The following is a 24,766-nucleotide window of genomic DNA, read 5'->3' as shown; positions in this document are numbered from 1 at the left end:
AATACATAGAAACCATAATTTGTATCTGGACCAAACCTCATGTATGACACAGCAGGAGTTTTTAAACATTATTATGCCTTTTAAAGACAAAGTTTTTCGTTTAGCTAAACGATTGCTAGTGTCCCAGGAGGAAGCAGAAGATGCCACGCAGGAGGTTATTTTAAAGTTATGGAAAAATAAAGCAGACATAAGTCGTTATAAAAATGTAGAAGCCTTTTCCATGACCATGACTAAAAACTTTTGTTTGGACAGATTAAAATCGAAGCAGGCGCAAAATTTAAAAATTGTTCACAACAATTATGAAGATTCCAACATGTCTTTACAGGGCAGGGCAGAACTTCATGATAACCTGGATTGGGTACATAAAATTATAAATCAGTTGCCAGAGCAGCAAAAAATGGTTATTCAATTACGAGATATTGAGCAATACGACTTTGATGAAATTGCTAAAATTTTAGATATGAAACCAACAGCAGTACGCGTGGCATTATCGCGTGCTAGGAAAACAATACGCGAGACATTAATTAAAATGCATAATTATGGCATTACAAAATATTGAAAACTTACTTGAAAAATACGAAAGCGGCCAAACAAGTCTGGAAGAAGAGGCCGTATTAAAATCTTATTTTTCCGAGAAGAATTGGCCAGCTCATTTACAGGTGTATGCCGCTATGTTTGGCTATTTTGACAGCGAAAAAAATCAGGAATTTAAACAGGAATTACCCTTAAAAAATAAATCGGTGTTTTCTTTAAAATGGTTGGCCGTTAGTGCTGTTGCCGTACTGTTTTTGGGCGTGTATTTTACAACTGTTAAAAATACTGACAATGATTTAGGAACACATTCAGACCCTATGTTGGCCTACCAGGAAGTGGTGAAATCTTTGGAGCTTATTTCGCAGAGTTTAAATAAAGGTATTTACAAGGTAAATTACTTAAATACGGTTTCCGAAGGTGTTTCCAAGGTTCATTATTTATCGGAATTAGAAAATCCCGTGCAACGCATTTTTAAATAAGGCCGCCATAAAGATTACGGATATTAAAACATTAAAAACAATAATTAAAAAACAAATTTTATGAAAAAGCAACGCATTTTAATACTAGCGGTACTTCTATTAGTACCATTTTTTAATCAAGCACAAGATATTTTTTCTAAGTACAGTGAAAGTCCAGAGGTTACTTATGTATCCATTAAGCCTAAAATGTTTCAAATGTTGGCCAAAATAGATATTAATACAGACGATCCCGAGGCCCAAGAATATTTAGATATGGTTAATAGTATTACCAGTTTTAAGGTAATATCTACAGGTAATAAAACGATTTCGGCAGATGTTGCTAAATGGGTGCAATCCAAAAAATCCTCACTAGAAGAACTAATGGAAGTTAAAGACGATGGGGTAAATATGATTTTTTATGTAAAAGAAGGCAAGGATAGCAATCATGTAAGCGAGTTTTTAATGTTTGTAGATGGGTTATCTGCTGTAACCGAAAATATGGAAATAAGCACTAATGGTAAAAAACGCAGTTTTGAAACCGTGGTCGTGTCTTTAACAGGTGATATTAATTTGAATCAAATTTCAAAATTAACTCGGAAAATGAATATTCCTGGTGGTGAACATTTGGATAAAAACACTAAAAAGTAATTATACATGAGGCTCTTATTTCGTTATGTATTCTATTGTACGCTGGTAATTTTGCTTGCTACAAGTTGCAATTCTGAAGAAACGCTGCAAACTTATTTTGTTAATAATCAAGAAACACCTCATTTTATTACGGCAGATGTACCAACAGCTACAATTATTGCCGATGAATCCATTTTAACACCCGCGCAAGCAGCAGCTTTTAAAACGGTAAGGCATTTAAACTTTTTAGGTTTTAATTTAAACGATACCAATAAAGCCACCTACCATGCAGAATTAGAAAAGGTAAAGACTTTGTTAGAGCATGATAAGTATCAGGAGTTGCTTACTTTTAACGACAGTGGTAACACGGTTACTTTAAAGTATGTAGGTACTGAAACAAAAGCCGATGAAGTAATTGTTTTAGCCAATTCCGATCGCATGGGCTTCGGGATTATCCGAATTTTAGGGTCTCATATGCGCCCGGAAGATATCGGACTGTTGGTGGCGGGATTTCAAAATAATCAAGTTGAAAACATAGCGCAACTCAATACCATTTTAAATTTTTTCAAATAAGGGTAAATGCGCAATTTTGGTATTTTAAAAGTTGTCCCGCAAGAAGGTATGCCATACGCGTAAGGTACTAAATATAAGAAACTAACACAGGCAGGAAAGCCGTCCTGTGTTAGTTTTATTTTTTTCGGCGCTTAAAAAATACGATGGCTATATTTACTAAAACAACTAAAAACAGCGTCATAAAAATACCGCCTATAAAATAGTTTTCTAGCAAGCCCATAATGCCCGCCACAGAAAAACCAATACCAACAAAGCCACTTAAAATTAACGATTGTTTGTCTGTTAGCATGTTTATATACCAGTATAATTACTTGGTGTAATAGCTTTCAATTCGGTTTTAATAGCATCGGACACCTCCAAAGTATCAATAAATTGAGAAATAGACAGTTGGTTAATTGTACTATTTGTTCGTGTAAGGCCTTTTAAAGCTTCGTATGGATTTGGGTAACCTTCCCTGCGTAATATGGTTTGAATAGCTTCGGCAACTACAGCCCAATTGTTTTCTAAATCGTCAGCAAATTTTTGTTCATTTAAAAGCAATTTATTTAAACCTTTAAGGGTAGCTTTAAAACCAATTAGTGTATGGCCAAATGGTACGCCAATATTTCGCAAAACAGTGCTATCTGTTAAATCGCGCTGCAGTCTTGAAATAGGTAATTTGGCTGAAAGATGTTCAAAAATGGCATTGGCTATTCCTAAATTACCTTCACTATTTTCAAAGTCAATTGGATTTACTTTGTGGGGCATAGCGGAGCTACCCACTTCGCCCGCTTTTATACGTTGCTTAAAATAATCCATGGACACATAGGACCAAATATCGCGATCCAAATCGATTAGAATCGTATTAATGCGCTTTAAAGTATCAAATAAAGCAGCCATATAATCGTAATGTTCTATTTGCGTTGTGGGGAAGGAATGATGTAACCCCAACGTTTTTTCAACAAAATCTTTTCCAAACTGTTTCCAATTTATTTCCGGATAAGCTACATGGTGTGCATTAAAGTTACCCGTGGCGCCACCAAATTTTGCGGCATTAGGAATGTCTTTCAGCAAGTTACATTGCATGTGTAATCGGGTAATAAACACGTCTATTTCTTTTCCTAAACGTGTTGGCGATGCTGGCTGGCCGTGGGTTCTTGCTAGCATTGGAATAGCTTCCCATTCCTTGGATAAAGCTGTTAATTTTTCTAAAACCTTATTATATTCTGGCATGTATACATGTTCTAAGGCATCTTTAATGCTTAACGGTACTGCAGTATTGTTGATGTCCTGCGAGGTTAAGCCAAAATGTATAAACTCCTTGTATTGTGAAATGCCCAAAGCTTCAAATTTTTCCTTAATAAAATATTCTACGGCTTTTACATCGTGGTTGGTTACTTCCTCAATTTTTTTTATCGCAGCAGCATCTATGGCCGTAAAATTGGTGTAAATGGCGCGCAAATCGCCTATCAAACCTTTGTCAAAATTGGCTAATTGTGGCAATGGTACATGGCAAAGTGCAATAAAGTATTCAATTTCAACCTGAACCCGGTATTTTATTAAACCTTCTTCCGAGAAAAAAGGCGCTAATTCATTAACTTTATTGCGGTAGCGGCCATCTATTGGCGAAATGGCATTTAAGGAGGATATAGACATGGTTGTTGTGTTTTAAAGGTTGCGAATATACGTATTTTTAGACCAATTTTTAGTGCCTAAACGCGATGTTTTTTTACTTATTTAAGTGATTTTATGTACCTTGAATTTTTATTTTAGACACATGAAACAATTTCTACTTTTCGCTTTTATTATGATTTCACTTACTAGCGGCGCTCAAGTTTATAAACTAGCGGAGCCTTTGGCGCATACCTATTCAATTGTGGCGCGCGATTCGGTAACGGGAGAGATAGGGGTGGCTGTTCAGTCGCATTGGTTTAGCGTGGGGAGCTTGGCTATTTATGCCCACGCTGGTGTAGGCGCTGTGGCCACACAATCCTTTGTAAATCCTAGTTATGGTCCTAATGGTTTGGAACTTATGAAACAAGGTATGAGTGCGCAAAATGCATTGGACAAATTAATAGCAGAGGATACAGGCGCTCCTTACAGGCAGGTTGCTTTTTTGGATAATACAGGTGGTACGGCGGCTTATACCGGATCGCTTTGCATTGCAGAAGCAGGACATATTACTGGTAAGAATTTTTCTGTGCAAGCCAATATGATGCTTAAAAATACCGTTTGGCAAGCTATGGCTCAAGCATTTAAAAATACCACAGGTAGCTTAAGCAAGCGCATGCTAGCCGCTATGAAAGCGGCCGAAGCAGAAAAAGGGGATATTCGCGGTAAACAGTCGGCTGCCATTTTAATCGTAAAGTCGGAAGCTACCGGCAATATTTGGGATGATACGCTAATGGATTTGCGTATTGAAGACCATCCAAATCCAATACAAGAACTGGAGCGCCTTATGGACATACATAAAGCCTACGAATTTATGAATAAAGGCGATTTGGCAACAGAAACGGGTAATACTATGGCCGCCGAAACGTATTACTTAAAAGCACAAGCACTGTATCCAGATAATTTGGAAATGCAATTTTGGTACGCCATAAACCTGTTGAACAACAAAAATTTTGAAAAGGCAACCCCCATTTTAAAACGTATTTACACGGCTAATTCAAATTGGAAAGTACTAACAAAGCGTTTAGTAGCGAGCCAATTGTTAAAAATATCAGAATCGAAACTGCAAACTATTCTTTCCCTGTAAATGTAGTTGGCAGTTGGAAACCTTAAAGATAGTTTAACCGAGTTTATAAAAATAATAATGCTGCTATAATGTCCAGAAAAAGGCTTATTTTGCTACATTTGGTTTATGAAAAATACCAACTTAAAAACTAAATATAAAATAGCTTTGGTACTCCTATTGGTGCTAATCTTAATACAATTTTTTGGTCCAGCTAAAAATAACGAAGGCGTAGAGTCTTTCGAGCCGTTTTTAGCAGAAACCAATCCACCAGAAAATGTAAAAACCATTTTAAAAGCGTCTTGTTTTGACTGCCATAGTAACCACACCAATTACCCGTGGTATGGTACTATAACACCTGTAAATTATTGGTTGGATGCGGATATTATGGCGGGAAAAAAACAATTTAATGTGTCTTTGTGGCCGGGCTATTCCAATAAAAAAAAGGATTATAAGCTGAAAGCCTTAATGCGGGTTATGGATTTTAGGAAAATGCCTTTAAAAAGCTATGCTAATTTTCACGAGTCGGCAAATTTATCGGATGAAGAAATAGCTAGTGTTGTAAATTGGGCCAATAATATGCGCATTGTATATAGTATTAATTCTATTCCCCAATAAGCCTTTCCGGCATGATAACAAAAAACAAATTACTTATAATTGGTGCCGTGTGGCCAGAGCCTAAAAGTTCGGCAGCAGGAAGCAGAATGATGCAGCTAATTGCCCTTTTTAGGGCCCAACAGTATAACATACTTTTTGCTACAGCTACAAGTAAAACAGACAATGCGCACAATTTGGCCGCCGAGGGAATTAATACGGTGCCTATAAAACTAAATGACGCCAGTTTTGATGAGTTTATTAAAAAGGAACAACCAGATATTGTTCTTTTTGATCGCTTTATTACGGAAGAACAATATGGCTGGCGTGTAAGCGAACAGTGTCCGAATGCCTTATTAATTCTAGATACAGAGGATTTACATGGCTTAAGAAAAGCCCGAGAATTAGCGTTTAAAGTTTCTGGCAATTACAGAGATTTTTTGGCAAATTCAGTTGCCAAACGTGAAATAGCCAGTATTTACCGCTGCGATTTGAGTCTTATAATTTCGGAAGCAGAAATGAATCTGCTACACACGTATTTTAAAGTACCCTCTAATTTGCTTTTTTATGTACCGTTTATGCTTGATGAGGTAACTATAAAAAAGCAAAAAGCAATACCTAGTTTTCACGAACGCATGCATTTTGTAACGGTGGGTAATTTTTTTCATAAACCTAATTACCAAGCAGTATGGCATTTAAAAAAGCACATTTGGCCGGGAATTAAGCAGCAGTTATCACAGGCAGAATTGCATATTTATGGCGCTTATGCAGACCAAAAGGTAAAGCAACTTCATAACGAACAAACGGGATTTTTAGTCAAGGGTTTTGTTAGTGATATAAACCAGGCCATGCAAAAAGCGCGCGTGTGTTTGGCTCCCTTACAATTTGGAGCGGGTTTAAAAGGCAAGTTAATAGATGCCATGATTAATGGTACACCAGCCATTATGAGTAGTATTGCTGCTGAAGGTATGTTTGGTTCGTTAAAACCTAACGGCTATATTGCGGACCAACCAGACCTATTTATTGCAAAAGCTGTAGCGCTTTACAACAACGTGCAAGACTGGCATGTCATGCAAAAAAATGGTTATGAGGTTATTAATACCCGGTTTAATGCACATTTATTTAACACCCACCTTTTAGAAACCATTGCCTCCTTGCAGATTAATTTGGCCTTGCATCGTGAAGCAAACTTTACTGGTAGTTTACTGCAGCATCAATCTATGCAGGCCGCAAAGTTTATGAGCAAGTGGATTGAATTAAAAAACGCAACGTCTACCCATACATCTTAATTTTCCTGTAATTCTACAAAAATATGCTATCGGCGGCAAAGTTCTTTTTCATAGCTTTGCGCCTTTAATAACATAAGATGATTTCAGTAGATAATTTAGCAGTAGAATTTAGCGGAAGCACCCTATTTAGCGGCGTTTCATTTACTATAAATGAAAATGATAAAATTGCCCTAATGGGTAAAAATGGTGCAGGAAAATCCACAATGATGAAAATTATTGCCGGTGTTCAAAACCCCACTCGTGGGCACGTGCGCTTTCCTAAAGATGCCGTTATTGCCTATTTACCACAACACTTACTTACCGAGGATAATTGTACCGTATTTGAGGAAGCCTCCAAAGCATTTGCACATATTTTTGCAATGCGCGACGAAATAAATGCTTTGAATAAAGCTTTAGAAACCCGAACCGACTACGAATCTGATGCCTATATGGATATTATTACCAAGGTAGCAGATTTAGGCGAAAAGTTTTACGCTTTAGAAGATGTTAATTACGACGCCGAGGTAGAAAAAGCCCTGTTAGGTTTGGGTTTTAAGCGTAGCGATTTTAACCGACAAACTAGTGAGTTTAGCGGGGGCTACCGCATGCGCATAGAATTAGCTAAAATATTGCTGCAAAAACCCGATCTTATTCTGTTAGACGAACCTACTAACCATATTGATATTGAATCGGTAATCTGGCTGGAAAACTTTTTGCTTCATAAAGCTAATGCTGTTGTGGTTATTTCGCACGATAAAGCTTTTATTGATGCTATTACGAATAGAACCATTGAGGTTACCATGGGGCGTATTTACGATTACAAAGCAAACTACTCGCATTATTTACAATTACGCGCAGAAAGACGCGAACATCAAATAAAAGCTTATAATGAACAGCAGCGATTTATAGCAGATACCAAGGCTTTTATTGAACGTTTTAAAGGAACATACTCAAAAACCAACCAAGTAAACTCGCGCGAGCGTATGTTGGAAAAATTAGAAATAATTGAAATTGATGAGGTAGATACATCGGCTTTAAAATTGCGATTTCCACCAGCACAACGCTCTGGCGATTATCCGGTAATAGTAAAAGATTTATCGAAGTCTTATGGAAATCATGTGGTATTTAAAAACGCCAATATGTCTATTTATAGAGGTCAGAAGGTGTCTTTTGTGGGAAGAAATGGTGAGGGAAAATCTACCATGATTAAAGCCATTATGGGGCAACTAGACGCAACAGGCACTTGTGCGCTTGGTCATAATGTACAAGTGGGTTACTTTGCGCAAAATCAAGCATCGTTACTGGACAATGATCTTACTGTTTTTCAAACAGTTGATGAGGTAGCGCAAGGCGAAGTAAGAACACAAATAAAAAACATATTAGGCGGTTTTATGTTTAAGGGGGACGATATTCATAAAAAAGTTGGCGTATTGTCTGGTGGCGAAAAAACGCGACTTGCCATGGTAAAATTACTTTTGGAACCCGTTAATCTACTTATACTGGATGAGCCTACTAATCATTTGGATTTAAAAAGTAAAGAAGTTTTAAAAGAAGCCTTACTCAATTTTAATGGCACTTTAATTTTAGTATCTCACGACCGCGATTTTCTTCAGGGACTGTCTGAAAAAGTTTTCGAATTTAAAGACCAACGCGTTATAGAGCATTTTGAAACAATTGACGATTTTTTAAAGCGCAACAGAATAGAAAACTTGAAGGAAATAGACTTGCAGTAACTTCCTGTTACTGCGGTTGCGCTTGTTTTAAATAGTTTTTTATTACTTTTTGTACACCTGTTGTAGCAGGTTCTTTTATAACCGTTAGTTGCTTATTTTGTATGTGGGACGGATTAGGGTCTACAAAATAAATAGGGATGTTATCGGGTACATAATGCACCAAGCTAGCAGCTGGGTATACTTGCATACTGGTGCCCACAACCAACAAAACATCGGCTGTTTTACAAATTTCCATCGCCGTTTCAATCATCGGAACTGCCTCGCCAAACCAAACTATATGTGGCCTAATTTGGTGGCCATTTTCGCATGTATCGCCCAATTTTATATCGGTTTTCCAATCCATAATAGCACCACTATTATGAGTACTTCTGGCTTTAAATAGTTCGCCGTGTAAATGAATAACATTGGTGCTTCCGGCGCGTTCATGCAAATCGTCTACATTTTGCGTAATAATACTTACTTTATAATGGCTTTCTAGTGCTGCTAAAGCTTTGTGAGCTTGGTTTGGTTTTACAGTTAGCAGTTGTCTGCGGCGTTGGTTGTAAAAATCTAGTACCAGAGCGGGATTGTCATGAAATCCTTCAACAGATGCCACCTGCATAACATCATGCCCTTCCCATAAACCATCGGCATCCCGAAATGTTTTAATACCACTTTCTGCGCTCATGCCTGCGCCCGACAATACAACAAGATGTTTCATAATACGAGTTAGCTATATAATTTGTTTAAAAATAGAGATAAAATACCTTTCCATTTTTAAATGTTAGTTAAAATTGTAAATTTAGGGCATCTTTAAAACCCTTATATGAAACAGTCCTTTAAATTGTTTGCTTACCTAACAGGTTTGCTATTAGCGTTTAATTGTGCTAGCGATGATAACATTTCGCGTATCGATTCCAAACTAATAGCTACAACCTATACCTTTACTGCTATTAATAATCCGGCTATAACGGGAGAAGCGCGACTTATAAAAAATGAGGATGCTTCGGTAAGTATAGAAATTAAATTATCGGGAACCACTGGAACTGAATTTTATCCGGCTAGCATTCGATTTAATACTGCGGCAGAAGGTGGGGCCGTGGTAGTGGATTTAACAGATGTTAGTAGTGCCACAGGACGAAGTAAAACCACTTTTTCAACTCTAAACGATGGCTCTGACATCACTTACGAAACCTTATTGGATTTTGACGGTTTTATAGATATTCGTACGGATATTAGTAGTACCGCAACTATAATAGCACAAGCAGATATTGGGCAGAACGAATTAACTGGTACCACAAAAACATACAGTTTAAATACGCGCGATGTCCCAGGGATTAGTGGAAGTATTAAATTTTCTGAACGTAAAAATGGCGAAGCTCTAGCCCGTATTGAATTATTAAATACGGTTGCTGGCAGTGTGCATCCAGCGCATATACACAATAACACAGCGCTGGAAGGAGGCGCTATTGCCTTTACATTTAATCCTGTGAGTGGCGATACCGGTGTAAGCCGCACAAACCTTTCCATGCTTGATGATGGAACACCTTTTAACTATAGTAATGTGGTAACGTTTAATGGTTATGTAAATGTTCATGCAAGCGAAACAGATTTAGGAACTATTGTGGCACAGGGCGATATTGGTAAAAATGGTTTAACGGGCGAATTTGTGTCCTATCCACTTAATGAACTGGATGTACCAGGCGTACAAGGAACAGCTACATTTTTTAAGCGTGAAAACGGTAACGCGTTGGCGGTTATAGAACTGGAAAATACCACAGCAGGGCTTATGCATCCGGCTCATATTCATGCCAATAACATAAGCACAACAGGACCGGTTATTTTAAGTTTTAATCCCGTTAATGGCGATACTGGCAAAAGCCAAACAAACATTACCCAATTAGACGATGCCAGCGCTTTTGACTACAATGCGGTTTTGCAGGTTGACGGTTATATAAATGTGCACGAAAGTGCTACTAATTTAAACACCATTATAGCACAAGGAAACATTGGCATTAATGCCGCCAACTAAACGTTATGGCAAATGGTTTTAAGCCGTTTATGGTAGTTATTTGAAAAAGATGATAGATCGGCAGTTACTAAATTATTTAGAAGGGTTTTTAACCACCCATAGGCGCGAGAAGTTCTTGCAGGTGTTAGCTGGGCGTACCAAGCATTTTACTGTGGCAACAGAGGATGTGTATCAGCTGCATAACACCAGCGCTGTAATAAGAAGCTGCGACGTATTTGGTATTCAAAATGTGCATATAGTTGAGGAACGCAATAGCAAACGCATAGACCGAGAAATTGCTATGGGCGCCCAAAAGTGGGTGGATTTAAAAAGGCATCACCGTGTAAAAGATGCCATAAAGCATATTAAACAAGAAGGTTATCAAATTATTGCTACCACACCGCATACAAACGATTGCGATTTGCATGATTTTGATATTACAAAAAAGTCTTGCTTTTTCTTCGGAAGAGAAACAGAAGGCTTATCTGAAGACGTATTGGAGACAGCCGATGGTTTTTTGAAAATCCCGATGGTGGGCTTTACAGAAAGTTTAAATATTTCTGTATCGGCTGCAATTATTTTGCAACACGTAACTACCAAACTTAAACAAAGCTCTATTTCGTGGCAGCTTACCGAGGAAGAGAAACTAGAAAAACGACTAGACTGGGTAAAAAAGACCTTAAAAAGCTACGATGAGGTTGTGGCACGCTATTATCAGAACATATAATCCTGTATTTTATAGAAACTATAGTGCCTTTATTACCTAATACAGAAGGTTTAAAAACGTGTTTGGTAGGGTGTTAAGTGTTATATTTTTTTGCTTTAGTAAGGTGTATTTGGTTTAAACACATGTTTTTTGGTTCGCAATGAAATAGCTAAAAAACATATAAATAAAATTACTTTCCCAAATAAATAGCCGTAGCCATATTCGGTTAATCGGTTTAAATCGGATATTAGTATTTCGGCAATATTTACTAAAAGCATAAGCGCTATTAAAGCCGACATGTAAAATGCAAATTTTTTCATAACGGGGAAAAGTTTAGCAGGTTTGCATCGTGTACAAACCTGCTGTACTTGTTATTTTGTAACAGTTGTTGTAGATGGTGTGTAAATACCAAAAGTTATGGCAGCAACCAAACCGTTAACAAAAGTTTGTCTGGTAAAAACGGTATAGTTTTCGGCGCCTTTAGCCATATCTTTAGAATCGGATACACCTGCTGGTGCTAAACCAAAGATAAGATAGTGGTTCCAAGAAGTTGTTTCGTTGTTTCCTTGAGCACCTTCACCTACAACACTTGTGTACGAGTAACAAGATGATAATAAGATTGTGGCTGTAAATAAAACAGCCATCATTTTTAATGGGTTTTTCATCATTTTAAGTTTTAATGATTTATTGGTTAAAAAAAAATTGCCGTGTCACTGGGCCCAGTTTTCCGGTTATTCAAATATAGTAATAAGTGTAAAATTACAAATGAAAATAACCTTGAAAAAGTAGGATTTTTCTTAAAAAATAGAACGGTTGAGGAAGAGCGAAACTATTAAAAAATACGCAGCAGTATTTGTAGCCTGTGGTACAGGTTTTTCGCTTTTAAAGAAGTTGTGCAATTACGATAAACCGACTGCACGTAACAGCCTGTGTTGTTTGGCTAGAAAGCGGCAAATTAGCGGTTTTTTCTACCTCGGCTTAACACTTTGTACTCCTCGTAACATTCGCTTATGGCATCCAGCATTTGAAGATCGTTGGCGCTGTTTATAAAATCGGCTGAATAATTGCATTGTCTTACAATTTCGTCTAAATCCACCCGATCTACTTGTAGTAAAACCATTAACATTTCTCTGTCGAAACGCGAAGCCAATAAATTTCTAATTTCATCGTCTTGTTTCATTTGCTTCAGCTTTTTCATTTCGTTCGGATTTCTTCCAAACATTTTATACAGAAAATCGGCTGGATTAAATATGGCTCCGAGTGCTTTGGTTATGGCGTTGCTTCTATTTCCGGCTTCGTAGCCTGTAGATGGTAATCCGGATATACTATAGCGGTAGTTATTGTTAATAGGCACATTTTGAATATCTACTTCTAAAATGCCTGTTAAGCGAAACTCATTTATAACCACTTCCTCTAGGGCTAATGCAAGTTCGTTTAGTTGTATGGTAGCGGTTCCAAATTTTATCCAATCGTTGGTCACTCTTACTTTAATAGATTTAAATCCTAAATAGGAGAGGTGCAAGGTGTCATTGGCAGATGCCCGCAAAGTAAATTCGCCTTCCGCATTGGTTGTGGTTCCAATTACTTTTGTAATGTTTACAATGTTTACCCGTTCTAGCGGTTCGCCTTCTGAAGCATTTATAATAACACCGTTTACGTAGGTGTCGGTAGTTTGCGAAAACCCCAAGGATAAGGTAAGTATGGTGCTAATTAATACAAGGTACTGCTTCATGCGGACTAATTTAAACATAAAAGTACTAAACAAAAAAATAGATTTCTTATTTAGTACTTAATTTTACGTATTATTAACAGTTACTATTAACGTCTGGAGCGTCGCGGACGGTCTAAGCTATGCGACTCGCTTCGGGAACTGGCTGTTTTTGGCTTGTCGTTACCCTCGGAGCGTCTGCTACGTCTGTTTCCAGAGGCTGCACTGCGCTCACGTCCTGCACCGGACCGGCGTTCTTTGCGATCGCCATCAAAGGATTTGCGTTTGTTGCCAAAACCACCTCCAGCACTACGGCGTTTGTTTCTGCTGGTACTGCGACCTTTGTCTTCGCTTACTTCTACATTAACAAAGCGACCTTCATGTTTAAAATCTGTAAAGAATGCCAGCACTTTATCCTGCAAACTTTTATCTGTTGTAAAAAATGAAAAGCTATCTTTTACATCCACTTTAAAGACGTCGTCTCTGCCTAACTCTAAAACCTCTTTAAGGAAGTCTTTTAATGTCATCCAATCGTATCCATCCTTACGGCCCACGTTTATAAAATAGCGGGTATCGTTGGCGCTTTCGCCGTTACTGCTGCGCGATTCGGATACGGGTTGGATACGCGATTTTTGGTAATAATTATAAAACCTTGTAAATTCTACTGAAAAAAACTTTTTAATTAGTTCGTCTTTGGTTGTGTTTTCAAACAGTGTGTTTATACGCTCTAAATATTGTTCAATTTCCGGATTAATTTCGGTATTGTGAATTTTATTGGCAAGAGACATCAGCTGCACTTCACAAATTTCCATACCATCGGGAATGTCCTTTTTAATGAAGTCCTTTTTAATAATGCGCTCGATGCTTTTAATTTTACGTACCTCACTTTTTGAAACAATAACCATAGAGATACCCGTTTTACCGGCTCTTCCAGTTCGTCCAGAGCGGTGCGTGTACACTTCAGGTTCGTCTGGTAATTGGTAATTAATAACATGGGTAATATCATCTACATCTATACCACGTGCTGCTACATCTGTAGCTACAAGCATTTGAATTTGCTGGTTTCGAAACGATTTCATTACCAAATCGCGTTGATTTTGGCTTAAGTCGCCATGCAAAGCGCCTGCACTATATCCATCTTCAATAAGTTGTTCGGCAATTTTTTGGGTGTCGCGTTTTGTTCGGCAAAAAATTACCGAAAAAATATCTGGATTGGCATCTGCCAAACGTTTTAAGGCCGCGTAACGATCGCGCGCATTAACTAGGTAATACTCGTGTGTTACCTGGTTGGTACTTTCGTTTTTATTTCCCACGGTAATTTCAACCGGACTAACCATAAAATGTTTTGCAATATTTGCTACTTCTTTTGGCATGGTTGCCGAAAATAACCAAGTATTTTTTTCTTCTGGGGTATGCGCTAAAATATCGGTAATGTCCTCTTTAAAGCCCATGTTTAGCATTTCGTCGGCTTCATCTAAAACAGCATATTCTATTTTAGAAATATCCACCAATCGGCGTTTTATCATATCCTTCATCCGGCCCGGAGTTGCCACAATAATCTGGGCACCTCTTTTAACATCGCGTGCTTGGTCCGTTATACTAGCACCACCATAAATAGCTACCACATTTAGGCCTTTACAATATTTGCCGTATGCTTTAAGTTCGTTGGAAATTTGCAAACACAACTCTCGTGTTGGCGATAGTATAAGCCCTTGCGTTGTGCGACTCTCCAAATGTATTTTTTGTAACATTGGAAAGCCAAAGGCTGCAGTTTTTCCAGTACCTGTTTGGGCTAAAGCCACTAAATCTGTGTCTTGCTCTAATAAAACTGGGATTGCTTTGTTTTGGATGTCGCTGGGTGTTTCAAAACCCATATCCGTAATAGCTTGTAGTAGGTCTGGATTAAGACCTAAATCTTGGAATGTATTCATTCGTTTTTATAAGTAATCGATTATATCTTGCAGTGTTACAACAGAAGAGAATCGACGTACTTAACCTAAACTTCCAGCAACACATCCTCACCTTGAGGAATTTTTTAGCAGCATTTTTTGTTGCTGTTAAATTTCGTGCAAAGGTAGTTTTTTATTTTTAATTTCAGCAGATTTTGTAAGCGAATGTTTATGGATGGTTTTTTGGAAACGAATTAAGCCTCAATAAATTGAAACGGTGGCTTATTTTTTAGGTGTGTTTTTAATAACTATATAGGCTAACGGATTTGTTATAAAATCTTTAATACTTAAGCGAAAAACTTGTCCGAGTTTTTTAATTTTTACACCACGGGATTTTAGTACCAATAAAAAGGTTATAGAAAAACTAACAATAAAGTTTATTAGTCCTATAAAAAGTACGCTGGTTACAGCCATTGCAATAGTGCTAAAGGCAAAACTGTGATTTACAAAACCATATCCTATATTAGCAGAACTAAATGCTATATGCCTTATGTCCACTGGAAATGGCAATATATAAGAGGCTAAAAAGGCCGAACCAAGAAAAAAACCAAGACTAATATTACCGGCATAAATACCAAGGTTTCGCTCTATTACCAAAGCTATGTTTAGCAATGCATCTTGCGAAAAGAAACGACTTAAAAAACTATTATGCTGAATGCGGTAAGCCAGTTGTATGGCTTTCACTTTATTGTCGAAATATCCAGAAATAAAACCGGAGATAGCTAGAAATACACCGGCAATAGCTGCAAAATACAAGGCACCTCCAGAAATAGGAAACACATCGTTTACCAATTTAATAGCTTTGTAAGTAGACACTACTTCTATATTGGATGCTAAATTTAAAATGATGGCTATAACAGTTCCAATTGATAAAGCCATAAGAAAATTACCCATAAGAGAAATAAACTGACTGCGAGAAATTTTACGGAGTAACATAATAATGTCCTGCAGCGAATCTACTTTTAAGTCGCCATCCTTGTCTATATGCTTGGCAATTGTAGAAGCCGTCATGGCAGGTTGTTTGGTTGCAATTGTGCCGCCAACCAAAAAAACAATAATAAAACAAAGCGCATAGTTTATGCTAAATAAGAAGGCCTGTGGCAAGGTGCCTTCTACATGGGCGCTTATTAAAATTTTAAATAGTGTAAATATGGCTATTATAAAACCGCCTAGTAAGCCTTTTTTAAAAAATGTATAATATTCCTTGGTATCGTCTGCTACATATTTTTCGCCTTTTTGAGCTGTGTGTTCCACTATTTCCAAGGCCAATAAATCTGTATGTGCAATAAAATATTTGGATAAACTATTTTTTTCTTTGTTATAGGTAATATAATCCGCTATTAAAAAATCCCATTTTGATGCTGTATGCAGCTCATTTTTTAAATCGAGTAAGGTTTTAATGCGTCTTTTGTAATTTATTAAATTTTTGGTTACCACCGTTAAATGCAGAGAGGTGCCAATTATGTTTTTGTTTTTTCGCAATTTTTTAATGGTGGTATGTATGGCATCTAAACTATCGTGAAATGCCTCTGCTTGACAACTACCATGTTTAGAAAGATTACTAGCTTGATAAAGTAGTGTTTTATAACAGCTAGAATTTATACCCAATTTTTTGAAGTAGGTTTGAAATTTATAATCTAAACCATAGGATACTATTTTTAGCGATAAAGCCGTAATAGCCCGATCTAAATCTTGAGAAATAGCAATTTTATTTTCTGAATTTGTTAGAAAACTTTGAATGTTTGCGGATAATGTGGCTTGTTGCCCTTTGTCAATTTCAGTTTTAAAATAAAATTCAATGGTGTTTTTTTCTGGAATATCGGGAATGAATTTTTTAAAAATACGGCTTGAAAAACCACCCAAAAACCCATAGTTTTCCATTAAAGAGTATTTAACAAAAAACGAATAGAATGAAATATTAGAAATTAAAGTGTTGTTTTTCAATAGGTTGCTTGTTTTTGAAAAAATGATTTCTGGAGTTTCAATTTACCTAAAAAAAACTACTGCCAAAACAATAATAGATAAAATTTATGTAAATAAATCCTTTTAAAAATACGTGTTTATTGGGTATCATAGTATTTCAATTCTGGGATGTGATACAAAAAATAATGACTGTTTTGTGGCAGTAACCATGTTTTCTTTTTAGTTAAAACCGCATAAAAAAACCAGAGGGTTTAGCTCTGGTTTCTTGGTATGGTATTAATCTATTTGCAAATAGGTTGCAATGTGTAAAAAATGTGTTTATTGCAATTAACTTAAGCGCGCGATTTGCGTTTTTTCATTTTCTTTTCTTCTAACTTTTTAAGAATTTTTTCTTGTCTTTTAGCTTGAATTTCTTCTTTTGAAAGCTTTTTACGTAAAACTGCCATAATATGTAAATTAAAATATTAATAATAATTGGTAAACTACAAATGGTGCTTGAAGGTGCATTCCATGCGTTTATTTAGCAACCAAGCACCTGAATAGTACTTAAATTTGAAAACTAAAAAAAGGGTCAGGCATCCGCATAAAGCCTGATTACTTCAGGAAGACTTTTCGCTTTTTGGAGATAGCAGCGCAAACGTTAGAACAAAACAAAGCAATAATTACCTGTTGCTGCAACATTTTCGTTACTAGTAAAGGATTGTTTAACATGTTCTTAAAATTAAATTTGCTTAATTAAAGTTTAAAGATAGCCCTTAAAGGGTAGCTTTCCAAATATGTTTAACTTATTTTAACTATTTAAAAAACAGAAGTTTAAATAACTTCAAAAGTAGGCTATGTAGCTTGTGTATTACCACTAAAATTATACCCTGTTTTCTATTTTATTTGTAGGCCTGGCAAGTTTGTTTCAGTTTTTAATTTTAAATAGATTTTATTTCCGCAAATACAATTAAAAGTTATACTTTATGGGTAATTTGCCTATTGTATTAGATATTCCGTTTATGAAAATAAATAATAACAGACATTGGATACGTGTTTACAGTGTTATTGCTGCTGTACTTATTACCTTGTATTACATACTAAATTTGGCCTTTTTTGATACGTACCAAACGTATTTGCCCTTTATTAGAAATTTAGTTTTAAGTTTATGTTTAATCTGTATAATCCTATTAATAAGTAGGGTAGTTGCTAAAATTATTCACAAACAAGATCATTTGGAAGGCGATAGGTATAACCTATTACGTATTGTTAGATTTTTAGCATTGGTGTGCAGTTTAATAGTAGTGGCCTCCTTTTTATTTCAGAATATTGTTGCAGCCGTGGTAAGTTTCGGACTTATTTCTTTGGTTGTTGGTTTTGCACTACAAGCGCCCATTTCCTCGTTTATTGCTTGGGTGTATTTAATTTTTAGACGCTCTTATTTGGTAGGCGATAGAATTCAAATTAAATCTTTTCGAGGCGATGTTGTAGAAATAGGTTATTTAGATACCTCTATTATGGAATGTAGCGGTGATTATTTGGGTAATGATAGAAGCAGCGGCCGTATAATTAGGTTTCCTAATAGCTTAATTCTTCGGGAGGAAATTATAAATTATTCTGGTTCTGAAGCGCCTTTTATTTGGAATGAAACACCAATTCAAATTGCTTATTCAAGCGATATACAATTTGTAGAGTCTTGTTTATTGGAAGCTGCCAACACCGATTTTAAAGTAGCGTACCCCGAACATTACAGGCAAAAAAAACAAGGGTGGCAGCCCGAAGTTTATTTTAGGGTAAACGCCTATGCTTGGATGGAAGCTGTTATTTCGTATCCGGTGATGCCAAAAGATGCTACCGGCCGAAGAAATAGAATTTTGCGTCTCGCCTTACCTCTATTAAACGCAGCTCCAAATAAAGTACAGTTTCCAGAAGGCACAAACCGATAATGTCCGAATTACTTTATAACAATACGTTGCGTGTAAAAAGCATTGTCTGAATGAATTTTTAATACATATACACCAGGCTTTAGCGCGTTAACAGACATATTAAACTGATTAACTTGGTGGTAATTTTTCTTAACAACAAGCTTTCCTATTATATCGGTTATGAATACATTTAGCTGATTGTAAGTATTGGGTAACACAATATATAAAGTACTGTTTGTTGGGTTTGGGTAAATTTTTAAAGCCTTTTTGGTAATAGCTTCTGTTGCTAAACTGGTTATTTCAATGGTCTCAACTTTACGATTAACTTGGTCACATTTTCTAACTGTTAAAGTTACGGTATAAGCGCCTACTGAAGCATAGGTATGCACAGGATTACTTAATGTAGAAGTGTTACCATCGCCAAATTCCCATAACACCGAATCGTAGTCAGCACTAGTATTGGTAAAGGCAACGGTGCTGGCTGTTACGGTGCTTGTAAAATTGGCCCATGCAGGGTTAACCGTAAAATTCCAATCCGACAGGTTATCGAAAACAACCAATTTCGCTGCGGTTTTAATTGTATTTGCTTGTTCCAGGGGTAAGCTAGAATGCCATGTTATTTGAGTAGGATCTTTTTGATAAATAAGGGTGTAAAATGCGCAGGCTGCTGCGTAGGAACCAACTACCGATGGGTGCGAGCCATCGTTGGTATATAAGTTTATACTTGGGTTTTGGGTGCGTAAATAGCGCCAAAGGGCACCAACCGGAGATACTTTAGCTTGGTTGGTAGCAGCCATAAACATATAAGTAGTGTATATGGCATTGTCCATACCTTCATAGGTGCACATCCACGGCATATCTGGACAATTGCTTGAATCGCCATTTTCTCTGCCCCAAGTCATGTAAAACAAAGGTTGCGCGCATGTATTGCTATTTCGAATAGCTTGGCTTAATTGCGAGGCGTAGGGGTACAACTCGTTTTCTTTATAGCTTTCTGGGAAGGCTGTTTCCTGACTCTGGGCTTGTAACACCACATAATCCCATGAATTGGCATTTATTTTTTCTAAACTGATTGTGTTGGTAGCATGGTTTATAAACCGATAACCACCAGGTGTATGGGCGTCATAAATTAGGTTGTCGCCTGTACTGAGGGCCATATTACTTACCATGTTAGGTAAATTATTATAGGCCGTATAACTATTGCCAAGAAAAAGTACTTTTTTAGTAGTCTGACCAAAAATTTGCGTCGTGGTAAGTAAAAAAATGGTAATGCTAACAATTAGATATTTCATAAGTAATATTTGTTTCTTGACTACAGCCGTCATTTTAGTAATAAACGTTTTAGGGTGTAGGCGACATAAAAAACACCATTTTTAATTAGTTACTAAAGGGTATTTAAAAAAGCTACTAATTTTTTTACGGCCTTACCTCTGTGTCCAATTTGGTTTTTTTCTTCCAAACTTATTTGTGCAAACGTTTTGGTATGGCCAACGGCTTTAAAAATAGGATCGTAGCCAAAGCCTTCTGTACCCGATTTGTTGGTGGTAATTTCGCCTTTGCAAATGCCTGTAAATGTGTGTAACTGGCCGTTTATTTGTAAGGCTATAACCGTTTTAAATTGCGCAGAACGATTGCTGTGATTTTCTAAATTTTTAAGTAGTTTCGTCATGTTGTCATCTGCGTTGCGTTGCGGGCCAGCATAACGGGCAGAATACACACCCGGTTCACCATGCAAGGCTGTAACTTCCAGACCGGTGTCGTCTGCAAAACAATCGTACCCATAATGTGTTTTTATATAATCTACTTTTTGAATAGCGTTACCTTTTATAGTGTCCTGGGTTTCTGGTATATCCTCATGGCAGCCTATATCGGCTAAACTTAAAACCTTAATATGTTTGGGTATTAAGTGTTGGACTTCTTTTATTTTATTTAAATTGTTTGTGGCAAAAACGAGTTGCATATTTTATAATTAAGCGTATTTTTAACTTTTTACAAATGTAGTTCAAATTCTGTATCTTCTAATACCTTTAAGCCTGTATGCATAAAACTTCGGTTTGGTTAATAAGTTTTTTATTGGTTGGTTTTACCGCACAATCACAAATATTTAAAATAGCAGATTCTTCAAAAGTGGTTAAAGTGGTAGATAGCATGCTAATTGATCGCGATTTATCTAATTATTCACTTCGGGTGTTTTCAAATTACAAAGTAAAACGCTTTACCTTGCGCGATGCCGATTCTAAAACCCGTTTTATCCCTAATAATCAGTTTGGGATTGGTTTTGGGTTTGCCAGTCGGAAAATAATAGTCGATATAGCCTTCAATTTAAAAACAAACAAAGAAGAAATAACCAACCGTTTCGATTTGCAGGGTACTACCATTCTTGGAAAAAATCATTTAGTGGGGTTGTCTATTCAAACATACAAAGGTTTTAATGTGCGCAACAATTATAACGATCCAACGGTGTTTAGAAGCGACATAAAATCTACAACGGTAGGCTTTAATTACTTGTTTATGCTCTCGGAAATAGAGTTTTCCTTTGCGTTGCTAAAAGCAGGTTTAGCGCAACGCAACAAAAGCGTATACCTAACAGGTGGTCTGGGCTTTTTTGGAATACACGATTATTTCTCGGGTAATAACGGCGTTCTGTCTAGTTTAGGACGTGAAAATTATAACACGCAAGGTCACGTTAAACGCTACAGCTCGCAATCTGTTGGCCTATTGGGCGGATTTATTTCGGCCTTTATGTTACCAAAAAATATCATTGCCTCCTTTAATATTATGCCTGGAATTGGCATTGTGAATAAAAAAGTAACCACCTTAACAGATAGTTATAAACCCGGTAAACCGTTTTTATTTAAATTGGATTATACAGCAGCTTTGGTGTACGATGTGGAGCGCTTTTACGTCAGTTTAATTTACGATGGCAGCGCCTATGCCACTAGTTTGGGCTATGACAATACCCAACAATTTAGTTTAAGCAAGGCTAAATTGGCTTTTGGCTATAAATTAAAGGCCAAAAAAAAGGAGAAATAGTTAATCCTTTTATAATTTATTAGCAAATAAGCTTTTAAATGCTATTTTTAGAGAAGAAAGATTATAGGCTTAATAAACTATGAGTTTTATCATTTTTAATGCCTAATTAGGATAGTATATTTGAGTAATTAATAACATAAAAACACGATACATTATGACAATAAATTTTCAATATGTAAACTTAGATACCAGTGAATCATTATCAGCGTTCACCAGAGAAAAATTACAATCGCTTATTAAAAAATACGACTGGTTAATTAATTGCGATGTGCAATTTAAAAAAGAAAACAGCACCAAGGATACAGGTTTTATTTGCAGTATGGAGTTAAGCTTACCTGGGCCGCGTATTTATGCTATTTCCAATGAAAAGAATTTTGAAGCTGCCGTAAAAGAAACAATCAGCGATTTAGAAAAACAGCTTAAAAAACGCAAGCATACTTTTTCTGTAAAATAAATATACTTAAAGTCTTACCTATGATGATACGGTTCGTTTTTTAGAATGGTAAATGCACGATAAAACTGTTCTACTATAAACAACCGTATCATTTGGTGAGAAAATGTCATTTTAGATAAAGACAACATACCTTGTGCTTTGTTATAAACCGCTTCCGAAAACCCATAGGGGCCACCAATAACAAATACCAATTGCTTTATACCCGAGTTCATGTACTTTTGAAGGTATTCTGAAAAGGCAATTGAGTGCATTTGTTTCCCTTTTTCGTCCAACAAAATAAGCGTGTCCGTGGCAGCTAATTTGGATAAAATTAAGGCGCCTTCTTTTTCTTTTTGCTGTGTTTCACTTAAATGCTTTACCTTTTTTAAATCGGGTATTATTTCAAATTCAAACTTAATATAATGGCCCAATCTGTTTTGGTAATCAGTTATTAAACTGGCCAACAGTTTGTTGTCGGTTTTGCCAATGGCGAGTAATTTAATGGTCATATGCAAATGTATTATTTTTAAATAAAACAAATTTATTTTTATTGGCAGACGCTTGCTAAATCCGGCAGGCAGATTCGAACAAATAATGCTTTAAATTAATTGGGCCAAGTATGTAGTAGTTTGCTGCCGCAGTAAGCGGCTTTCCCTTGTTTTTTTTAGGGGTATTCTGTTCTAATTTGTTAAAAATGCTATATTTTCGTGATATCTTAAATTAATGGGAATATGATAAGTGCAGCACAATTTAAAACGGAAATAGATTTAATAATAGCCAATGCCATCCGGGAAGATGTGGGCGATGGCGATCATAGTTCTTTGGCCTGTATTCCAGACACGGCAACAGGTAAAGCAAAATTATTAGTAAAGGACAACGGCATTATAGCGGGTGTTGATTTTGCGAAGCAAGTTTTTAATTACGTAGATCCAGCTTTACAAATGGAAATATTAATTCCCGATGGGCATGTTGTTAAAGAAGGCGATGTGGTATTTTATGTGGCAGGCCCTTCACAGTCCATTTTAAAGGCCGAACGTTTGGTGCTAAATGCCATGCAGCGCATGAGTGCAATTGCCACTAAAACCAAGCAGTTTGTAAGCCTGTTGGAAGGAACCAACACCAAAATATTAGATACCCGAAAAACCACACCCGGCATTCGCGCTCTAGAAAAATGGGCGGTAAAAATTGGTGGTGGCGAAAACCACCGCTTCGCACTTTACGATATGATTATGCTTAAAGATAATCACATAGATTTTGCAGGCGGTATTACGAAAGCTATTGAAAAAACGAAAGCCTATTTAAAAGAAAACAACAAGGACTTAAAAATAATTGTAGAGGCCAGAAATTTGGAAGAAGTGGCTGAAATATTAAAAACCGATGGTGTTTACCGTATTTTAATTGATAACTTTAATTACGAGGACACCAAAAAAGCGGTAGCATTAATTGGTAACACATGCTTAACCGAGAGTTCTGGTGGCATTACAGAGCGTACCATTAGAAAATATGCCGAGTGTGGTGTTAATTATATTTCTTCAGGTGCATTAACGCATTCGGTGTATAATATGGATTTAAGTTTGAAGGCAGTTTAGCCGGAAACAACCCAGTAATAAGGTAAGTTTAAACATTGGCGAATACACACCTTGGCTTTAAAAATATCGCCATGGCAAGGTATAAAACTAAAAAAACAAGATGTCGGAATCGGTAGAGAAAAAACTAGCTAAAATACCAGTGGTAAATATTTTGGTTAGACTATTAAAAAAAATAAAACTACCAGGTCTGGAAGGTTTATCGGTGTACGATTTAATGGAATTGTATATTATTGGTATTCTAAAAGGTGCCATAACAACACGCGCTAGCGCTATTGCCTTCAATTTTTTTACCGCTATTTTCCCGTTTTTACTTTTCATCCTAATCATTATACCCTATATACCAATTACCGATTTTAAATTGGAATTTCAAGCCTTTTTAAATTCGTATCTGCCACCAACAACATCAGAATTTTTCTTTTCAAATATTTTTGAAAATATCGATAGTACGGAGCGAGGTGGTTTGTTATCCTCGGTATTATTAATTTCTATTGTGTTAATGGCCAATGGTATTAGCGCAGTTTTTGCTGGTTTTGAAAGTTCGTATCATGAGCAATTAGCTAGAAACGTATTTAAACAATATGTGTATGCCCTTGGGGTGGCTTTGATTTTGGCTTTCTTATCCATTATTACCGTGGCTGTTTTTGGGTATTTTCAAATTTATATAATTGGAAATCTAGAAATGTATGGCTACGTGGACAAAGATACCACTACTATGTGGGTGTATGTGGCAAAATTTCTGTTTTTAATAACCATGATTTATCTAGCTACCGCGGTTTTGTATTATTTTGGTACAACAGAAGGAAAAGCGTCTAGGTTTTTTTCGGTAGGCGCTTTGTTTACCACCTTTTTAATTGTGGTAACATCCTATTTATTTGGTGTGTATATTGAACATTTTTCCAAATATAATGAGCTGTACGGCTCTATTGGTGCGCTGTTAATTTTGCTGTTTTATTTATGGCTTAATAGCAATATTTTACTGTTAGGTTACGAACTTAACGCTTCTTTAAACCGGTTAAAAAAAGAGTATTAAT

General features: G+C 36.4%; 26 protein-coding genes. 15 read left to right on the top strand and 11 right to left on the bottom strand.

The window, feature by feature from the left end:
- The first annotated feature begins 43 nt into the window (after positions 1–43).
- The 4 genes from ACFSQP_RS04275 to ACFSQP_RS04260 are packed head-to-tail and all read left to right on the top strand — an operon-like array spanning position 44 to position 2,192.
- A complete protein-coding gene (locus ACFSQP_RS04275; protein ID WP_376892048.1) occupies positions 44–559 on the top strand; it encodes an RNA polymerase sigma factor in 516 nt (171 codons plus the stop codon).
- The gene (locus ACFSQP_RS04270) at positions 540–1,013 is read left to right on the top strand and encodes a hypothetical protein (protein ID WP_376892045.1); all 474 of its coding nucleotides are present in this window, start codon (positions 540–542) and stop codon (positions 1,011–1,013) included. The genes ACFSQP_RS04275 and ACFSQP_RS04270 overlap by 20 nt, the downstream gene beginning before the upstream one ends.
- Before the next feature lie 60 nt (positions 1,014–1,073).
- Entirely contained in the window at positions 1,074–1,640 is a 567-nt protein-coding gene (locus ACFSQP_RS04265) for a DUF4252 domain-containing protein (RefSeq protein WP_376892043.1), read from the top strand.
- A 6-nt stretch (positions 1,641–1,646) separates the two neighbouring features.
- Positions 1,647–2,192: a DUF4252 domain-containing protein gene (locus tag ACFSQP_RS04260; protein WP_376892041.1), complete on the top strand. Its 546-nt coding sequence runs from the start codon at positions 1,647–1,649 to the stop codon at positions 2,190–2,192.
- 115 nt (positions 2,193–2,307) lie between these two features.
- Here the strand turns inward: ACFSQP_RS04260 and ACFSQP_RS04255 are convergent, their stop codons facing one another.
- Positions 2,308–2,481, bottom strand: a complete 174-nt coding sequence (locus ACFSQP_RS04255) for a hypothetical protein (RefSeq protein ID WP_376892039.1) — start codon at positions 2,479–2,481, stop codon at positions 2,308–2,310.
- Between the two features lie 2 nt (positions 2,482–2,483).
- Positions 2,484–3,827 carry an adenylosuccinate lyase gene (purB, locus tag ACFSQP_RS04250; RefSeq protein ID WP_376892038.1) on the bottom strand — a complete coding sequence of 448 codons (1,344 nt, stop codon included), beginning with the start codon at positions 3,825–3,827 and terminating at the stop codon, positions 2,484–2,486.
- Between the two features lie 121 nt (positions 3,828–3,948).
- Between purB and ACFSQP_RS04245 the strand changes: the two genes are divergently transcribed.
- From ACFSQP_RS04245 to ACFSQP_RS04230, 4 genes are all read left to right on the top strand, one after another.
- Positions 3,949–4,929: a DUF1028 domain-containing protein gene (locus tag ACFSQP_RS04245; protein WP_376892036.1), complete on the top strand. Its 981-nt coding sequence runs from the start codon at positions 3,949–3,951 to the stop codon at positions 4,927–4,929.
- Between the two features lie 105 nt (positions 4,930–5,034).
- Positions 5,035–5,523: a heme-binding domain-containing protein gene (locus tag ACFSQP_RS04240; RefSeq protein ID WP_376892034.1), complete on the top strand. Its 489-nt coding sequence runs from the start codon at positions 5,035–5,037 to the stop codon at positions 5,521–5,523.
- A gap of 11 nt (positions 5,524–5,534) precedes the next feature.
- Positions 5,535–6,788: a glycosyltransferase gene (locus ACFSQP_RS04235; protein WP_376892031.1), complete on the top strand. Its 1,254-nt coding sequence runs from the start codon at positions 5,535–5,537 to the stop codon at positions 6,786–6,788.
- A gap of 77 nt (positions 6,789–6,865) precedes the next feature.
- Positions 6,866–8,500, top strand: a complete 1,635-nt coding sequence (locus ACFSQP_RS04230) for an ABC-F family ATP-binding cassette domain-containing protein (protein ID WP_376892029.1) — start codon at positions 6,866–6,868, stop codon at positions 8,498–8,500.
- A gap of 7 nt (positions 8,501–8,507) precedes the next feature.
- Here ACFSQP_RS04230 and ACFSQP_RS04225 read toward each other — a convergent pair whose 3' ends face one another.
- Entirely contained in the window at positions 8,508–9,200 is a 693-nt protein-coding gene (locus ACFSQP_RS04225; RefSeq protein ID WP_376892027.1) for an SIR2 family NAD-dependent protein deacylase, read from the bottom strand.
- 105 nt (positions 9,201–9,305) lie between these two features.
- On the opposite strand from ACFSQP_RS04225, the gene ACFSQP_RS04220 reads away from it, so the two are divergent.
- Positions 9,306–10,511 (top strand): CHRD domain-containing protein, encoded by a 1,206-nt coding sequence (locus ACFSQP_RS04220; protein ID WP_376892026.1) that lies wholly within the window; start codon positions 9,306–9,308, stop codon positions 10,509–10,511.
- Between the two features lie 49 nt (positions 10,512–10,560).
- Positions 10,561–11,217 carry a TrmH family RNA methyltransferase gene (locus tag ACFSQP_RS04215; RefSeq protein ID WP_376892025.1) on the top strand — a complete coding sequence of 219 codons (657 nt, stop codon included), beginning with the start codon at positions 10,561–10,563 and terminating at the stop codon, positions 11,215–11,217.
- A gap of 95 nt (positions 11,218–11,312) precedes the next feature.
- On the opposite strand, the gene ACFSQP_RS04210 is transcribed toward ACFSQP_RS04215, so the two are convergent.
- The 5 genes from ACFSQP_RS04210 to ACFSQP_RS04190 all read right to left on the bottom strand — a co-directional run bounded on the left by ACFSQP_RS04210 (position 11,313) and on the right by ACFSQP_RS04190 (position 16,797).
- Positions 11,313–11,516 carry a hypothetical protein gene (locus tag ACFSQP_RS04210; RefSeq protein ID WP_376892024.1) on the bottom strand — a complete coding sequence of 68 codons (204 nt, stop codon included), beginning with the start codon at positions 11,514–11,516 and terminating at the stop codon, positions 11,313–11,315.
- Between the two features lie 51 nt (positions 11,517–11,567).
- Positions 11,568–11,861, bottom strand: a complete 294-nt coding sequence (locus ACFSQP_RS04205; protein WP_376892023.1) for a Bor family protein — start codon at positions 11,859–11,861, stop codon at positions 11,568–11,570.
- A 290-nt stretch (positions 11,862–12,151) separates the two neighbouring features.
- Entirely contained in the window at positions 12,152–12,928 is a 777-nt protein-coding gene (locus ACFSQP_RS04200; protein ID WP_376892022.1) for a carboxypeptidase-like regulatory domain-containing protein, read from the bottom strand.
- 86 nt (positions 12,929–13,014) lie between these two features.
- Positions 13,015–14,835 carry a DEAD/DEAH box helicase gene (locus tag ACFSQP_RS04195; RefSeq protein ID WP_376892021.1) on the bottom strand — a complete coding sequence of 607 codons (1,821 nt, stop codon included), beginning with the start codon at positions 14,833–14,835 and terminating at the stop codon, positions 13,015–13,017.
- Positions 14,836–15,075: 240 nt separating this feature from the next.
- Positions 15,076–16,797, bottom strand: a complete 1,722-nt coding sequence (locus ACFSQP_RS04190) for a hypothetical protein (protein WP_376892018.1) — start codon at positions 16,795–16,797, stop codon at positions 15,076–15,078.
- 944 nt (positions 16,798–17,741) lie between these two features.
- Between ACFSQP_RS04190 and ACFSQP_RS04185 the strand changes: the two genes are divergently transcribed.
- The gene (locus ACFSQP_RS04185) at positions 17,742–18,701 is read left to right on the top strand and encodes a mechanosensitive ion channel family protein (RefSeq protein WP_376892017.1); all 960 of its coding nucleotides are present in this window, start codon (positions 17,742–17,744) and stop codon (positions 18,699–18,701) included.
- Between the two features lie 8 nt (positions 18,702–18,709).
- Here ACFSQP_RS04185 and ACFSQP_RS04180 read toward each other — a convergent pair whose 3' ends face one another.
- Complete coding sequence (locus ACFSQP_RS04180; protein WP_376892016.1) at positions 18,710–19,972, bottom strand: PKD domain-containing protein; 1,263 nt, start codon at positions 19,970–19,972, stop codon at positions 18,710–18,712.
- A gap of 92 nt (positions 19,973–20,064) precedes the next feature.
- The gene (locus ACFSQP_RS04175; RefSeq protein WP_376892014.1) at positions 20,065–20,640 is read right to left on the bottom strand and encodes a non-canonical purine NTP diphosphatase; all 576 of its coding nucleotides are present in this window, start codon (positions 20,638–20,640) and stop codon (positions 20,065–20,067) included.
- Positions 20,641–20,717: 77 nt separating this feature from the next.
- Between ACFSQP_RS04175 and ACFSQP_RS04170 the strand changes: the two genes are divergently transcribed.
- Both ACFSQP_RS04170 and hpf read left to right on the top strand, forming a co-directional pair.
- Positions 20,718–21,713 carry a DUF4421 family protein gene (locus ACFSQP_RS04170; RefSeq protein ID WP_376892013.1) on the top strand — a complete coding sequence of 332 codons (996 nt, stop codon included), beginning with the start codon at positions 20,718–20,720 and terminating at the stop codon, positions 21,711–21,713.
- Positions 21,714–21,867: 154 nt separating this feature from the next.
- Positions 21,868–22,167 carry a ribosome hibernation-promoting factor, HPF/YfiA family gene (hpf, locus tag ACFSQP_RS04165; protein ID WP_376892011.1) on the top strand — a complete coding sequence of 100 codons (300 nt, stop codon included), beginning with the start codon at positions 21,868–21,870 and terminating at the stop codon, positions 22,165–22,167.
- Between the two features lie 14 nt (positions 22,168–22,181).
- Here hpf and rlmH read toward each other — a convergent pair whose 3' ends face one another.
- The gene (rlmH, locus tag ACFSQP_RS04160) at positions 22,182–22,655 is read right to left on the bottom strand and encodes a 23S rRNA (pseudouridine(1915)-N(3))-methyltransferase RlmH (RefSeq protein ID WP_376892008.1); all 474 of its coding nucleotides are present in this window, start codon (positions 22,653–22,655) and stop codon (positions 22,182–22,184) included.
- A gap of 222 nt (positions 22,656–22,877) precedes the next feature.
- Between rlmH and nadC the strand changes: the two genes are divergently transcribed.
- Positions 22,878–23,735: a carboxylating nicotinate-nucleotide diphosphorylase gene (gene nadC / locus ACFSQP_RS04155; RefSeq protein WP_376892007.1), complete on the top strand. Its 858-nt coding sequence runs from the start codon at positions 22,878–22,880 to the stop codon at positions 23,733–23,735.
- A gap of 100 nt (positions 23,736–23,835) precedes the next feature.
- A complete protein-coding gene (locus ACFSQP_RS04150) occupies positions 23,836–24,765 on the top strand; it encodes a YihY/virulence factor BrkB family protein (RefSeq protein WP_376892005.1) in 930 nt (309 codons plus the stop codon).
- The last annotated feature ends 1 nt before the right edge of the window (position 24,766 follow it).

The sequence above is a fragment of the Bizionia sediminis genome (genome assembly GCF_042684585.1).
GTDB lineage: Bacteria > Bacteroidota > Bacteroidia > Flavobacteriales > Flavobacteriaceae > Algorimicrobium > Algorimicrobium sediminis.
Note: the sequence above shows the minus strand (reverse complement) of the source record. Positions and strands in the feature narration are given on the sequence as shown.

What these genes read in the sequence shown, in the direction of transcription:
- ACFSQP_RS04200 (WP_376892022.1), bottom strand. Translation starts at nt 12,928, where the DNA reads ATGAAGCAGTACCTTGTATTAATTAGCACCATACTTACCTTATCCTTG.
- ACFSQP_RS04275 (WP_376892048.1), top strand. Translation starts at nt 44, where the DNA reads ATGACACAGCAGGAGTTTTTAAACATTATTATGCCTTTTAAAGACAAA.
- ACFSQP_RS04170 (WP_376892013.1), top strand. Translation starts at nt 20,718, where the DNA reads ATGCATAAAACTTCGGTTTGGTTAATAAGTTTTTTATTGGTTGGTTTT.
- ACFSQP_RS04260 (WP_376892041.1), top strand. Translation starts at nt 1,647, where the DNA reads ATGAGGCTCTTATTTCGTTATGTATTCTATTGTACGCTGGTAATTTTG.
- hpf (WP_376892011.1), top strand. Translation starts at nt 21,868, where the DNA reads ATGACAATAAATTTTCAATATGTAAACTTAGATACCAGTGAATCATTA.
- ACFSQP_RS04245 (WP_376892036.1), top strand. Translation starts at nt 3,949, where the DNA reads ATGAAACAATTTCTACTTTTCGCTTTTATTATGATTTCACTTACTAGC.
- ACFSQP_RS04185 (WP_376892017.1), top strand. Translation starts at nt 17,742, where the DNA reads ATGGGTAATTTGCCTATTGTATTAGATATTCCGTTTATGAAAATAAAT.
- ACFSQP_RS04180 (WP_376892016.1), bottom strand. Translation starts at nt 19,972, where the DNA reads ATGAAATATCTAATTGTTAGCATTACCATTTTTTTACTTACCACGACG.
- ACFSQP_RS04230 (WP_376892029.1), top strand. Translation starts at nt 6,866, where the DNA reads ATGATTTCAGTAGATAATTTAGCAGTAGAATTTAGCGGAAGCACCCTA.
- ACFSQP_RS04195 (WP_376892021.1), bottom strand. Translation starts at nt 14,835, where the DNA reads ATGAATACATTCCAAGATTTAGGTCTTAATCCAGACCTACTACAAGCT.
- ACFSQP_RS04215 (WP_376892025.1), top strand. Translation starts at nt 10,561, where the DNA reads ATGATAGATCGGCAGTTACTAAATTATTTAGAAGGGTTTTTAACCACC.
- ACFSQP_RS04270 (WP_376892045.1), top strand. Translation starts at nt 540, where the DNA reads ATGGCATTACAAAATATTGAAAACTTACTTGAAAAATACGAAAGCGGC.
- ACFSQP_RS04255 (WP_376892039.1), bottom strand. Translation starts at nt 2,481, where the DNA reads ATGCTAACAGACAAACAATCGTTAATTTTAAGTGGCTTTGTTGGTATT.
- ACFSQP_RS04210 (WP_376892024.1), bottom strand. Translation starts at nt 11,516, where the DNA reads ATGAAAAAATTTGCATTTTACATGTCGGCTTTAATAGCGCTTATGCTT.
- ACFSQP_RS04175 (WP_376892014.1), bottom strand. Translation starts at nt 20,640, where the DNA reads ATGCAACTCGTTTTTGCCACAAACAATTTAAATAAAATAAAAGAAGTC.
- ACFSQP_RS04205 (WP_376892023.1), bottom strand. Translation starts at nt 11,861, where the DNA reads ATGAAAAACCCATTAAAAATGATGGCTGTTTTATTTACAGCCACAATC.
- ACFSQP_RS04150 (WP_376892005.1), top strand. Translation starts at nt 23,836, where the DNA reads ATGTCGGAATCGGTAGAGAAAAAACTAGCTAAAATACCAGTGGTAAAT.
- purB (WP_376892038.1), bottom strand. Translation starts at nt 3,827, where the DNA reads ATGTCTATATCCTCCTTAAATGCCATTTCGCCAATAGATGGCCGCTAC.
- rlmH (WP_376892008.1), bottom strand. Translation starts at nt 22,655, where the DNA reads ATGACCATTAAATTACTCGCCATTGGCAAAACCGACAACAAACTGTTG.
- ACFSQP_RS04240 (WP_376892034.1), top strand. Translation starts at nt 5,035, where the DNA reads ATGAAAAATACCAACTTAAAAACTAAATATAAAATAGCTTTGGTACTC.
- ACFSQP_RS04220 (WP_376892026.1), top strand. Translation starts at nt 9,306, where the DNA reads ATGAAACAGTCCTTTAAATTGTTTGCTTACCTAACAGGTTTGCTATTA.
- ACFSQP_RS04235 (WP_376892031.1), top strand. Translation starts at nt 5,535, where the DNA reads ATGATAACAAAAAACAAATTACTTATAATTGGTGCCGTGTGGCCAGAG.
- nadC (WP_376892007.1), top strand. Translation starts at nt 22,878, where the DNA reads ATGATAAGTGCAGCACAATTTAAAACGGAAATAGATTTAATAATAGCC.
- ACFSQP_RS04265 (WP_376892043.1), top strand. Translation starts at nt 1,074, where the DNA reads ATGAAAAAGCAACGCATTTTAATACTAGCGGTACTTCTATTAGTACCA.
- ACFSQP_RS04225 (WP_376892027.1), bottom strand. Translation starts at nt 9,200, where the DNA reads ATGAAACATCTTGTTGTATTGTCGGGCGCAGGCATGAGCGCAGAAAGT.